The sequence below is a fragment of the uncultured Dokdonia sp. genome (assembly GCF_947492535.1).
Classification (GTDB): domain Bacteria; phylum Bacteroidota; class Bacteroidia; order Flavobacteriales; family Flavobacteriaceae; genus Dokdonia.
The window spans coordinates 167,482-179,764 of sequence record NZ_CANLNH010000004.1 but is presented as its reverse complement, the minus strand read 5'-3'; the positions used below and the strand labels follow the sequence as shown (position 1 = coordinate 179,764).

General features: G+C 35.2%; 11 protein-coding genes. 7 read left to right on the top strand and 4 right to left on the bottom strand.

Annotated elements, in window-relative coordinates:
• Nucleotides 1–29: 29 nt before the first annotated feature.
• Together Q1A60_RS07115 and Q1A60_RS07110 are read left to right on the top strand one after the other, a co-directional pair.
• Nucleotides 30–1,322 (top strand): aminopeptidase P family protein, encoded by a 1,293-nt coding sequence (locus tag Q1A60_RS07115; protein ID WP_299764084.1) that lies wholly within the window; start codon nt 30–32, stop codon nt 1,320–1,322.
• A gap of 79 nt (nt 1,323–1,401) precedes the next feature.
• The gene (locus tag Q1A60_RS07110) at nt 1,402–1,833 is read left to right on the top strand and encodes a DUF1330 domain-containing protein (protein ID WP_299764086.1); all 432 of its coding nucleotides are present in this window, start codon (nt 1,402–1,404) and stop codon (nt 1,831–1,833) included.
• Between the two features lie 4 nt (nt 1,834–1,837).
• Here Q1A60_RS07110 and Q1A60_RS07105 read toward each other — a convergent pair whose 3' ends face one another.
• Both Q1A60_RS07105 and Q1A60_RS07100 read right to left on the bottom strand, forming a co-directional pair.
• On the bottom strand, nt 1,838–3,184 hold the full coding sequence (locus tag Q1A60_RS07105) for a cytochrome c peroxidase (RefSeq protein WP_299764088.1): 1,347 nt from the start codon (nt 3,182–3,184) through the stop codon (nt 1,838–1,840).
• Nucleotides 3,185–3,651: 467 nt separating this feature from the next.
• Nucleotides 3,652–4,974, bottom strand: a complete 1,323-nt coding sequence (locus Q1A60_RS07100) for an aspartate kinase (RefSeq protein ID WP_299764090.1) — start codon at nt 4,972–4,974, stop codon at nt 3,652–3,654.
• Nucleotides 4,975–5,077: 103 nt separating this feature from the next.
• Between Q1A60_RS07100 and Q1A60_RS07095 the strand changes: the two genes are divergently transcribed.
• Nucleotides 5,078–5,746, top strand: a complete 669-nt coding sequence (locus Q1A60_RS07095; RefSeq protein ID WP_299764092.1) for a hypothetical protein — start codon at nt 5,078–5,080, stop codon at nt 5,744–5,746.
• Here the strand turns inward: Q1A60_RS07095 and brnQ are convergent.
• Nucleotides 5,743–7,020, bottom strand: coding sequence for a branched-chain amino acid transport system II carrier protein (brnQ, locus tag Q1A60_RS07090; protein WP_299764094.1), 1,278 nt, complete (start codon nt 7,018–7,020; stop codon nt 5,743–5,745). The genes Q1A60_RS07095 and brnQ overlap by 4 nt on opposite strands.
• A gap of 36 nt (nt 7,021–7,056) precedes the next feature.
• Here brnQ and Q1A60_RS07085 point away from each other — a divergent pair, with 36 nt between their 5' ends.
• Together Q1A60_RS07085 and Q1A60_RS07080 are read left to right on the top strand one after the other, a co-directional pair.
• Nucleotides 7,057–7,830: an alpha/beta hydrolase gene (locus Q1A60_RS07085; protein ID WP_299764096.1), complete on the top strand. Its 774-nt coding sequence runs from the start codon at nt 7,057–7,059 to the stop codon at nt 7,828–7,830.
• Between the two features lie 190 nt (nt 7,831–8,020).
• On the top strand, nt 8,021–8,269 hold the full coding sequence (locus tag Q1A60_RS07080; RefSeq protein ID WP_299764098.1) for a hypothetical protein: 249 nt from the start codon (nt 8,021–8,023) through the stop codon (nt 8,267–8,269).
• Between the two features lie 7 nt (nt 8,270–8,276).
• On the opposite strand, the gene thiL is transcribed toward Q1A60_RS07080, so the two are convergent.
• Nucleotides 8,277–9,326, bottom strand: a complete 1,050-nt coding sequence (gene thiL / locus Q1A60_RS07075; protein WP_299764100.1) for a thiamine-phosphate kinase — start codon at nt 9,324–9,326, stop codon at nt 8,277–8,279.
• A 254-nt stretch (nt 9,327–9,580) separates the two neighbouring features.
• Between thiL and Q1A60_RS07070 the strand changes: the two genes are divergently transcribed.
• A complete protein-coding gene (locus Q1A60_RS07070) occupies nt 9,581–11,020 on the top strand; it encodes a choice-of-anchor B family protein (RefSeq protein ID WP_299764103.1) in 1,440 nt (479 codons plus the stop codon).
• The gene (locus tag Q1A60_RS07065) at nt 11,017–12,267 is read left to right on the top strand and encodes a choice-of-anchor B family protein (protein ID WP_299764105.1); all 1,251 of its coding nucleotides are present in this window, start codon (nt 11,017–11,019) and stop codon (nt 12,265–12,267) included. The genes Q1A60_RS07070 and Q1A60_RS07065 overlap by 4 nt, the downstream gene beginning before the upstream one ends.
• Nucleotides 12,268–12,283: the final 16 nt, after the last annotated feature.

Here is a 12,283-nt window from a genome sequence, read left to right as displayed (position 1 = left end):
GGTATATCTAATTTAGAAATACCACTGTTATGAAATACCACCTAATAGACAACACACTCTTTATAAAGAATCGCAAAAACTTTATGTCGCAAATGAAGCCAAATAGTCTTGCTTTCTTTAATAGTAATGACATCTATCCTATCAGTGCAGATAGTACGATGCCTTTTGAGCAACATAGAGATATTTTTTATCTAAGTGGTGTCGATCAGGAGGAGTCTATTTTGGTCGTATTTCCAGATTGTCCAAAAGAAAAATATCGCGAGATCTTGTTCTTAAAAGAAACCAATGAGCATATTGCGGTTTGGGAAGGTGAAAAACTTACCAAAGAAAAAGCATTAGAAACCTCAGGTATTAAAACGGTATTTTGGCTTCAAGATTTAGAAAAAATAGTTGCAGAATTAATGACCTATGCAGATACTGTGTATGTAAACACCAATGAGCATTACCGTGCGGCTGTAGAAACAGAAACGCGTGAAGACCGTTTTACAAAGTGGTGGAAAGCTAAATATCCTGCGCACAGTGTTGCAAAAAGCAATCCTATTTTACAGCGTTTACGTTCTGTAAAAGATCAAATTGAAATAGACTTGATCCAACAGGCATGTGATATTACAAATAAAGGATTCCGACGTGTATTAGGGTTTGTAAAACCTGGGGTGTGGGAATATGAAATTGAAGCAGAATATATCCATGAATTCTTACGTAATCGCTCTAAAAAATTTGCATACACACCTATTGTAGCCTCTGGAAGTAATGCAAATGTGCTGCATTATATAGAAAATAACCAGCAGTGTAAAGATGGCGACTTGATCTTGATGGATGTAGGTGCTGAATATGCTAACTATGCTAGTGATATGTCTCGTACTATTCCAGTAAATGGTCGTTTTACAGCGCGTCAAAAAGCAGTATACAATGCTGTTTTACGTGTTAAGGACGAAGCTACTAAAATGCTTGTCCCTGGAGCATATTGGGAACAATATCACATAGAAGTGGGCAAACTTATGACTTCTGAACTATTAGGCTTAGGGCTCTTAGATAAAGCTGATGTTCAAAATGAAAATCCTGATTGGCCTGCGTATAAAAAATACTTTATGCACGGCACCAGTCACCATATGGGACTAGACACACATGACTACGGACTCTTACATGAACCTATGCAAGCAAATAATGTCTTTACGGTAGAGCCTGGTATTTACCTTCCTGACGAAGGTTTTGGCATTCGACTGGAAGATGATGTTGTGATTCAAGAAAGCGGAGCGCCTTTCAACTTAATGCGTGATATCCCTATTACTGTTGAGGAGATTGAGGATTTGATGAACAAATAATCACTTTTTAAAATACTGGTTGATGTATACGCTTTCGCGAAAGCGTATATAGACACTTCTAATTATTAATAAACAACACATGTCAAGAACACCTTTTCTAGACGTGACTCCAGAGGCTGGGAAACAATTTTTCTCCAATCCGCCTAAAGGAGAAATCGTCATGCTTAATCTTTTAAAATTTAAAGACTTTGCAGATTATTCTCAGACACCTGCTATTGCTCCTGAAGCAGTAATTTCTGGAAAAAAGGCCTATGCGTTATATATGAAACATACACTTCCTTTTTTAAAAGAAGTGGGCAGTGAGGTTCTATTCAGCGGAACATCCAGCTCTTTCCTAATAGGACCATCTCATGAAGATTGGGATCTCGTTTTATTAGTAAGACATAAAGATGCAGCAACTTTTCTCGCTTTTGCTCAAAATGAAGCCTATCTTTCTATTGCTGGTCATCGTACGGCTGCTCTTGAAGATTCTCGATTACTACCTGTCGCTTCTAAAGTTCGTTTAGAATAGTACCTTAATCACACCCTATATCTATCCTAGCTTGAGGGTCGTTTGCAGGAAAGCACAAACCACTGTTGGATGCTTCAGGAACATATCTAGTTAAATCACGATCTCGAAGTGCATCTGACAAGAATGCGGTAAGATCATTTATTTGTGTTTCTGTAAGTCCTAATCCTCCAAACTGATCTGCTAATTGACCAGAAGGAACATTTGTATTTTGAGGAACGCCTTCATTTTTATAAGCAACAACATCTCTTACCGAAGTAAATGTACTTCCATGCCCAAAGAAACCTCCGTCTACTAGATTATACAGCGTTGGTGTTTTAAATTTATAATCGTCTGCTGCATTTCCTGTAAAATTCCCTCTTCCTCTTGCTACTGCGGCAATATCTACATCGGGTCTAATAACGGCATCTGGGCTTCCATCAAAATCTCCAAATCCAAAGGCATGAAATGCTTTATCTTTTAATGCAGGTCCTGTATGACATTGTACACATTTCCCTTGATCAAAGAACACAATGGCACCTCTTTTTTGTTGTTTGGTCATCGCACTTATATCTCCTTTGAGGTATTCTTGCCAAGGAGCTTTGCTTGACAATACGGTTCTATTAAATGCTGCAATAGCCAGTCCTGCTGTTCTTCTGGAGTAACGCTCTTCTTGAGGGATATTTGAAAACGCAGCATCAAATAAGTCTCTGTAATTATGTGTATCTACAAAGGCTTCGTCTATTAGAAGTCTATGTTCGTCTTGTCCTTGCATCGCTTGCACTTCAATTCCTTGAAATCCTTCAAAGTTTTCAGGAATAAGATCCCATCCGGCTTCTGTACCTTCATTGGTTCCTGTACCTCCAAAACGACCATCCCATAAAGCAACATCTTGATACGCTAAGTTTAATAATGTAGGAACACGTACAGGCTGTATGTCTACTGAATCTATAGGCATTAACGGATCAATAAAACGTCCTTCTCCACTAAGCCCAAAACCAACTCCTCCTTCTCCGATTCCTTGTCTTCTTCCTGCATTAAAAGCAGCCGCTACGGGGTGACATGTAGCACAAGCAAATTGAAACTCTCGTCCCTCTATTTTTGGATCTCCACCCATTGCCGTATCATGTAATAATAATTGTCCTAAGGCAACTTTTGCAGATGTAATGGGATTTAAAGGATCTTGAGGAATCGCTATAAAGTCATCACTATCTGGTAACACAAAAAAAGAATTTCCTTCACCTTGAGAAGCTTCTACTATTAATGTACGTAATGTATCATCTAGTAAAGATTGGTCAATCTCTTGATAATCATCATCATTTTGGCAAGACATAAACGTTGTCAAAACTACCAATCCAAAAATAACTTTCTTCATAATCTTTGATTTAACAAATAGCATATTTGAGTACTATATATCCTACAAAAACATATAGTAATTACTCAAACTTAATCTTTATTTTTGGAAAATTGACATTATTTAACGTATATTACTCAATAAAATAGCTATTTAAATAATTAATCACCTCTTTGTAAAAGAAATATTGACAATACATTAAACAATGTAAACCTTAAAACGGTTATGTTATTAAAAAGTCATAGATATTGTTTCTATTCTATCTTTTTAAATGGTCTTGTTTTATGATATCTTCTGTGAAATTTTACACATAAGATGTAAAGTGCGTAGTTTCTTGCTTTGTTACAATACATCAGAGGGTTGCATGTATACTTCGCTTTCACGAACCTGCCTGCCGGTAGTCAGGAGCGTATAAAAAAGGGAGATTACTAAAAACTAGCAATCTCCCAACAATAACTAAACTAACTTAACTTCCTTTTTCATTTATTTTACACTGTTACACGATCAAAAAGGTATGTGTGTAACCGTTGTAGGGTTTCTACTTTATGATCAGAATGAATCAATAAAGAGATATTATTATGACTTCCTCCATATGAGATCATACGAATAGCTACATCCTGGAGAATTTGAAATAATTTATGTGTTTGACTATGATATATAATTGAGTTTCCAACGAGACATACAATAGATTGTTGATGATCTACTTCTACAAAAGAAAAACGCTCTAACTCTTCTACAATAGGCTCTAAATATGTTGTATCATCTATCGTTAATGAAATAGCAATTTCTGATGTTGTAATCATATCGATAGCGGTCTCATAACGCTCAAAGATTTCAAAAACTTTTTTTAGAAATCCATGCGCCAGTAGCATTCTACCTGACTTTATTTTTATAGCAGTAATGCCATCTTTTGCTGCAATAGCTTTAATTCCTTCTCCATGTACATTATTTGTTATTAATGTCCCATAAGAAGCAGGTGCCATTGTATTTTTTAAACGTACAGGTATGTCTAATTCTCGTACAGGTCTTACCGTTTGTGGATGCAAGATCTTAGCACCGAAGTAAGCAAGCTCTGCTGCCTCATCAAAAGATAGATTTGATATAGGCGTTGTATCTTCTACAAAACGAGGATCATTATTATGAAATCCATCTATATCTGTCCAGATTTGAACTTCTTCTGCACGGATAGCAGCTCCTATAATTGTAGCAGTATAATCACTTCCACCTCTTTGTAAATTGGATACTTGACCATCTACATCTAGACATATAAAGCCTTGTGTAATATATATATCTGCTACAGGTAATTCATCAATAATACGATGGATATTCTGACGGATATAAAAATTATCAGGTTCACTATTACGATCAATTCTCATAAAATCCAGTGCAGGCAATAATTGAGCTTTTATTCCTTCCTGACGTAAGTATGCTGTAAAAATATATGTAGACAATAACTCTCCATAAGAGACAATCGTATTATACATTAATGGGCTGTATGATTTACCTACAGCAGTTCTTAAATAAGAAAATATATCTTGTACATATTCCTGTACATTATATAATGTCTCATCATCAGAAAATAACGATTGAATCGTAGTCGTATATCTAATTTCTAATGCATCTATGCTCGCAGAAGCTTTTCCTGTATTTCCTTCTTTTATATCATTAGAAATAGTGACTAGTGTATTTGTAGTACCTGACATAGCCGAAAGCACAACAATCTTTTTGTCTTGATCATTGATAATCTCTTTTACCTGGATCATATTTTCTACAGATCCTACAGAAGTTCCTCCAAATTTTAATACTCGCATTTTTGTAACATTTATAGGGACAAAAATATTATTATCATCTATCTAAGCCTTATAAATGATAAAATTATTCTAATTTTGCACAATATGTTATATAATTAACAAAATGAAAACAATTGCATCTTGTGTTGAAGAAATTATTCTCACACAACCTTTTATTGAAGAAGGTTTATCTAAAAATATTATTAATTATTCTGCTTTAGCAGAACACTTACAGCCTGTTATAGAAAAACGATTACATAAATCTGTAAAAACGGGGGCTATTATGATGGCATTGCGCCGGTATAATCCTCCTATTCATGCAAGTAACAGTATGAAAATGCAACGTATTCTTAAAAATTTAGGAGACATCACTGTACGTTCTAATTTAATTGATTTTACCTATCAGAACTCCACTACTTTAATACGAAGTCATGCAAAAATTCTAGATCTTATCTCTACAGACAGGAGTATTTTTTATGCATTTACAAGAGGGATTTTAGAAAGTAATATTATTATTTCTTCTTCAGAAAAAGAAAAGGTAATTGCTAGTTTCACAAACGAGACACAACTAGACCTTCAAGAAAATCTGTCGGCAATTAGCATTAATTTACCACATGACAACTCTACCGTGCCAGGATTATATTATCAACTTTTCAAAAGACTCGCTTGGGAAGGAATCGCATTACATGAAGTAGTATCTACAACAAATGAGTTTACCATTCTCGTAAAAGACTATCTAGTAGACAGGGCTTTTTCTGTAATTAAAGGACTTAAAAGTGAAGTAACTTCTTAATTGTTGTCTACATCTCTCTTTAAAGTAAACAGATTCACTACGATAAAAGTAACTAATGCTGGCAATAACCAGCCCAATGTAACGGTCCCAAAAGGCAAGAACTCTTGTATTGGTTTAGTTATTTCAGAAAGACCTATAGAAGCTAAAAAATCAGGCAAACTAAATAAGATGGTAATCGCAACTACCCATCTAAAGACTAGAGGTGTTGCAAATTTATCTGGAATTACATTCAGAAGTATTAGCACAATTGTAATAGGATAAATAAACATAAGTGCGGGTAATGCCACTACAATAATAGAATGCACATCCAACTGACCCATTCCTACACCAAGAATACAGCTAATCACTGCTGTTATAACATATGCCTTATGAGAATCCTTGAACAAGCCTTTAAAAAAGTCGGCGGTTCCTGTTACAATACCTACCGCTGTGGTAAAGCATGCAAGTGCCACTAGCACTCCTAAAGCTGATCTTCCTATGCTTCCAAGGGTGTTATAACTTAACTGACTTAATAATTCAGTTCGATTACTTATTTCAAGTGTTCCACTATTTGCAGCACCAAGAGCAATTAGGCCTACATACATAATCACAAACCCTAATCCGGCAAATAGTCCTGCTTTTGCAATTACACCTTTACTTTCTTCTTTAGAAATTCCTTTTAAACTAAGGGAAATCACAAGAACACCTCCTACCAAAACACCTCCTATCGCATCAAACGTTTGGTACCCTTCTAAAATACCACTGGTTAAATTACTTGTATAAGTAGACGCATGCATAGGGTCATACGTTCCAAAAAGACCAATACATATAATAGATCCAAGGATTATTAAAATACCAGGTGTTAAAAACTTTCCTATGATATCTATGATTTTAGAACGATTAAGGACAAATATTAATACGAGTATAAAGTATATAGTACTCAATCCCCATGAAGGAATATCGATATAGGGTTGTACAGCCATCTCATAGGTAACAGATGCCGTACGCGGACTCGGAAAAGAAACCGAAATCACATATACAATAAGACTATATATAAAGGCAAAAGTAGGAGATACTTTTTTACCAAAATCCATCATCGTCCCTTGCAATCGCGCATGTCCATAAATAGCTAAAATAGGAATCACTACCGCAGAAAGCACAAAACCTACAGCTACCATAAACCAACCATCACCTGCATTATAACCTAAAAAAGCAGGAAATATCAAGTTTCCAGCTCCAAAAAACAGCGAAAACAATGCAAAAGAAGTAATAAAAGTTTGTTTGGTGATTTTCATAGGTTCATTGATATTTGCGCATCAAGATAAGTCAAAATGGAGATTACACATAAAGGGAGTCGTATTTTTTATACAGATCAGGGAGCGGGAGATCCTATTCTATTACTACATGGCTTTTTAGAAAATAGTACGATGTGGGGTGGTTTACTTCCTTTTCTCATAAAAAAGTATCGCGTTATTTGTGTGGATCTTTTAGGGCATGGTAAGACTGATTGTTTAGGCTATATCCATACTATGCAGGATTTTTCAGAAGCTTTGCACGCCGTCATACATGAATTACATCTCCACAAAATTACCCTTATTGGACATTCCATGGGGGGATATGTTGGGATCGCTTTCGCGAAAGCATACCCAGAAAAAGTCAACGCATTATGCCTCTTAAATTCTACCCCAGAAGCAGATCAGGAAGAACGAAAACAATTGCGACTCAGAGCTAATCAAATGGCTAAAACACAATTTGAACAATTAGTACGCATGTCTTTTATTAATCTTTTCGATCCTGCCTCCAAAGAAACATACCACGATGAAATTACAGCGGCATTACACCATGCCTTACAAACCACTATACAAGGATACATTGCTTCAAACGAAGGTATGCGCTTAAGAGAAGATGCAACAAACTTCTGGAAAAATGCTTCATTTAAAAGAGGCATGATTTTAGGAGAAAACGACTGGATTATTGATGCAAAACGACAAGAAGAAAAATTCAACTCCTATATAGCCTATTTTTCAATTATTAAGGGTGGACATATGAGTCATATATCTAATAAAGAAACTATGATTGAGCATATTTTAAACTTCTTATCATAAATAACTCACAGTATTCCCTAACGTCCCAATTATATTTTTAACAAGTAAATAGTGTATATATCCTCCCAAATCTATCTTAATATGTTGGGAAAATATTTGAAAATGTTAAAATTTTAAGTATTTCGTCGATAATTTTGTGTTGTTTGTGGATTTTGTATACATTAGTACTCAAGTTAAAACCCCAAACCCCATGAATACAACTAAAACTAAAACAGAACCTACATACAGCCCATTTTCAAACCTACAATGCAAAGTGTTTGGTCACAAGTATAGAATTACAAAAAGATACGAATCAAACATCAAAGAATTTGAATGTGCCAATTGTAAAAAGCAGTTTACATTAGATGGATACGGTCATTACACACCACTTACTCCAAAATTACGTCGCATTAATGAAGTGTACGAAAATTTCTACACGAGAAGATTAGCTGCACGTTAATAAAAAATCACTCAGATTGTAGTGCATTCCAACCTCTTGCTTCTAAAGGTATTTTAGTATTAGCTCTTGTGATAAGATGAGCCCCCTCTCTCTCTTCTGTCATATGACCTATTATTGTAAAATTAGGATTTGCTTTAATTTTAGGATAATCTTCTTGAGATATTGTAAACAATAACTCGTAATCTTCTCCTCCACTTAAAGCTATAGTTGTACTATCTAGTTGAAATTCTTCACATGTACTTATTACTTGAGGATCTAATGGGATTTTCTCCTCATATAAGTTACATCCCATCTTAGAATTTGCACATAAGTGTAAAATCTCTGAAGATAATCCATCACTTACATCTATCATAGATGTAGGTAGTACTTGTAGAGATTCGAGCAATAAAACAATATCTTTTCTTGCTTCTGGTTTTAATTGACGCTCAACAATGTATGTATATTGTTCTAAATCTGGTTGACTATTTGGATTTACTTTAAAAACCGCTTTCTCTCTCTCTAAGATTTGTAATCCCATATATGCTGCTCCTATATCTCCAGTAACAACAAGAAGATCTCCTTCTTTTGCTGTATCTCTTCCCACAATCTTATCTTTTGAAGTATGCCCTATTGCTGTTATACTAATAACAAGCCCTGTAGTAGATGACGTAGTATCTCCACCCACTAAATCTACTTTATAATTGGCACACGCCGTTTGGACACCCACATATAAATCTTCTAGTGCTTCTAGCGGAAAACGATTAGAAACGGCTATAGAGACTGTAATTTGACTTGCCATAGCATTCATCGCATACACATCAGACAAATTGACCATCACCGCTTTATATCCCAAATGTTTTAAAGGCACATAACTTAAATCAAAATGGACCCCTTCTAGCAAAAGATCTGTAGTAACAACTACTTGAGTATCTGGAAATGATAATACAGCCGCATCATCACCTATTCCTTTTATTGTGGTTTTTTGTGTAACTTTAAAATGCTCCGTAAGATGATTTATGAGTCCAAACTCTCCTAACTCTCCTAAAGAAGTTCTCGATTGATCTTTATTTTCTAACATAACTACAAAGGTACTAAACAACCTCTTAAAGGTCTAATACCATTTCAACTGTAAATTCATCTTTTTACGTATATTCAAAACAGAAATGGTATAGCTTTATAATTGATTTCAGAATATTTATAGATCTCCATGGGGGGTTTTTTACGAGTTGTTTGTTATATAAGTGAATATTGACAAGTAATACTTGATCGGATATTTCGTGAGTACAACACAAATTTTATAAGTTTACATTAACCCTAGATAAAAACCCACCAATGAAATTGCACCTAACTAAAATATGTTTCCTTTTCGGACTCTTACAATTTTCTTCTATACTAATAGCGCAAACTCCTTGTGAAGGAAATACGGCCGATGGTTTTCCTTGTGCTGATTATGGTATTCAAGATATACTTACTAATGCAGAAATGGGTACAGATTTTACAAATGATAGTTGGGGGTGGACAGATCCTGAAACAGGAAAAGAATATGCTATTATTGGTGTAAGAAATGGAACTGTATTTGCAGATATTTCTACTCCATCTGACATCGTATACTTAGGCAAACTACCTACGCATACTACATCAAGTCTTTGGAGAGACATTAAAGTAAGTAACAATTATGCTTTTATTGTAAGCGAAGCCGGAGGACATGGAATGCAGGTATTTGACCTTACTAGATTACGAGATGTTCCAAACCCTCCAGAAACCTTTACAGAAGATGCGCATTATAATCAATTTGGAAATGCGCATAATATTGTTATTAATGAGAATTCGGCAAATGAAGACGGTGTCTTTGCATATGCCGTAGGAACTTCTACTTTTTCTGGAGGTGCACATTTTATTGATATTACAGACCCACTTAATCCTACACCTGCTGGCGGATATGCTACCAATGGATATACGCACGATGCACAAGTAGTTACTTACAATGGTCCAGATCCAGATTATATAGGAAGAGAAATTTATATAGGAAGTAATCTAAACATTGTAGCTATTGCAGATGTAACAGACAAAGACAATCCTACAGAAATAGCAACCATGACATATAATGGTATAAGTGATGCGCATCAAGGATGGTTTACAGAAGATCATCGTTTCTTTATATTAGGAGATGAAACAGATGAGATATTCTCTGGTTTCAATACGCGTACCATTATATTTGACATGGAAGATCTTGATAATCCTACCGTACATTTCGAATACTTCTCTACAAATCCCTCTACTGATCATAATGGATACGTTGTAGGAAACACATTCTATCTTGCGAGTTATAGAGCAGGAATGAGAGTTATAGATATATCTGATATTGCAAACCAAAATATAAACGAAATAGGTTTTTTTGACACTGTTCCAAATACAAATAGCGTAGGTACTGGAGGTGGTGTATGGAATGTATATCCCTTTTTTGAAAGTGGCAATATTATCTTATCAGATCAAAATCAAGGGCTTGTATTAGTCGCTTCAAATGACGTTCTATCTACAGAGTCTTTTGAAAATCAACTAGATGTAACTATGTTTCCAAATCCTTCTTCAGGTATCGTAACCATAAATACAAACACCCCTGTTGGTCAAATAGCTATATACAATACATTAGGACAAGTAGTACATACGACAAAAAGTACCACTACAGATACACAATTAGATCTCACTCACTTACAAACTGGTCTCTATTTTGTAAAAACAGCAAATAGCACACAAAAATTAATATTAAAATGAAACTAAGAAGCTTCTTTTCTCTGGTTATTTTAGGAATTATACTAAGTTGTAGTAATGATGATGATAGTACTGCACCTATAGTTGTAACTCCTGACACAGAAGAAGAGTCAGCTCCTATTGCCGATGGCCGCCTGGTATGCGAAAACGGATTTGCAGGTATTTTTCCTTGTGACGACTTTGATCTTATGGCTCAAATTAATCTTTCTCAATTTGGAAACTCTGCAGGAGGTAATGACATATGGGGATGGACAGATCCAGTTACAGGTACAGAATATGCACTTTTTGGGCATCGTGAAGGCACTTCATTTATAGATATCTCAATACCTACAGAACCAAGAATCGTAGGATTTCTACCTACGGAAACCGTTGCTTCTGCATGGAGAGATATTAAAGTATATAATGACTTTGCCTTTATTGTAAGCGAAGCTGGCGGGCATGGGATGCAAGTATTTGATCTTTCTCTATTACGAGATGTAGATCCAGATCAAAACATAACATTCACGCCTAGTGCAGTGTATACAGAGTTTGGAAATGCACATAATATTGTTATTAATGAACAACAGGCTTTTGCCTATGCTGTAGGTACAAGTACTTTTAGTGGGGGTCCTCACATTATAGATATTAGTGATCCTTTAAACCCTACATTTGCGGGGGGATTTGAAGGAGAAGGATATACACATGATGCACAAGTAGTCACGTACAATGGTCCCGATACAGAGTATATAGGAAGAGAAATTTATATAGGAAGTAACGAAGATGAAGTCGTTATCCTTGACGTTACTGACAAAGCAAATGTGCTTCTAATTTCTCAAGTAAATTACCCTAATATTGGATATACACATCAAGGATGGCTTACAGAAAATCATCGTTATTTTATAGCAAATGACGAACTAGATGAAAGCAACATAGGTTTTAATACCCGAACGCTTCTATTTGATTTTACAGATTTAGACACCCCCACATTTTCGGGATCTTTTGATGGAGATACAGGCGCTATAGATCATAATTTATACGTAAAAGGAAACGAAGTCTTTTTATCAAACTATACCCGTGGCATCCGCGTGGCAGACATATCAGGTATCGCCTCCGGGAATCTATTTGACACTGGATCTTTTGATACATTTCCATCAAATAATAACACGTCTTTTAATGGAGTATGGAGTATATACCCTTATTTTAACAGCAATAACATCATCATTAGCGATATAGATGGAGGGCTATTTATCATTAGAAGAACAGGAACTTAAATTAAGAACAAGAAAA

Excerpts from the sequence above, each read along its gene's own strand:
- Q1A60_RS07070 (WP_299764103.1), top strand. The coding sequence starts at position 9,581 with ATGAAATTGCACCTAACTAAAATATGTTTCCTTTTCGGACTCTTACAA.
- Q1A60_RS07095 (WP_299764092.1), top strand. The coding sequence starts at position 5,078 with ATGAAAACAATTGCATCTTGTGTTGAAGAAATTATTCTCACACAACCT.
- Q1A60_RS07100 (WP_299764090.1), bottom strand. The coding sequence starts at position 4,974 with ATGCGAGTATTAAAATTTGGAGGAACTTCTGTAGGATCTGTAGAAAAT.
- Q1A60_RS07080 (WP_299764098.1), top strand. The coding sequence starts at position 8,021 with ATGAATACAACTAAAACTAAAACAGAACCTACATACAGCCCATTTTCA.
- Q1A60_RS07105 (WP_299764088.1), bottom strand. The coding sequence starts at position 3,184 with ATGAAGAAAGTTATTTTTGGATTGGTAGTTTTGACAACGTTTATGTCT.
- Q1A60_RS07110 (WP_299764086.1), top strand. The coding sequence starts at position 1,402 with ATGTCAAGAACACCTTTTCTAGACGTGACTCCAGAGGCTGGGAAACAA.
- Q1A60_RS07065 (WP_299764105.1), top strand. The coding sequence starts at position 11,017 with ATGAAACTAAGAAGCTTCTTTTCTCTGGTTATTTTAGGAATTATACTA.
- Q1A60_RS07085 (WP_299764096.1), top strand. The coding sequence starts at position 7,057 with ATGGAGATTACACATAAAGGGAGTCGTATTTTTTATACAGATCAGGGA.
- thiL (WP_299764100.1), bottom strand. The coding sequence starts at position 9,326 with ATGTTAGAAAATAAAGATCAATCGAGAACTTCTTTAGGAGAGTTAGGA.
- Q1A60_RS07115 (WP_299764084.1), top strand. The coding sequence starts at position 30 with ATGAAATACCACCTAATAGACAACACACTCTTTATAAAGAATCGCAAA.
- brnQ (WP_299764094.1), bottom strand. The coding sequence starts at position 7,020 with ATGAAAATCACCAAACAAACTTTTATTACTTCTTTTGCATTGTTTTCG.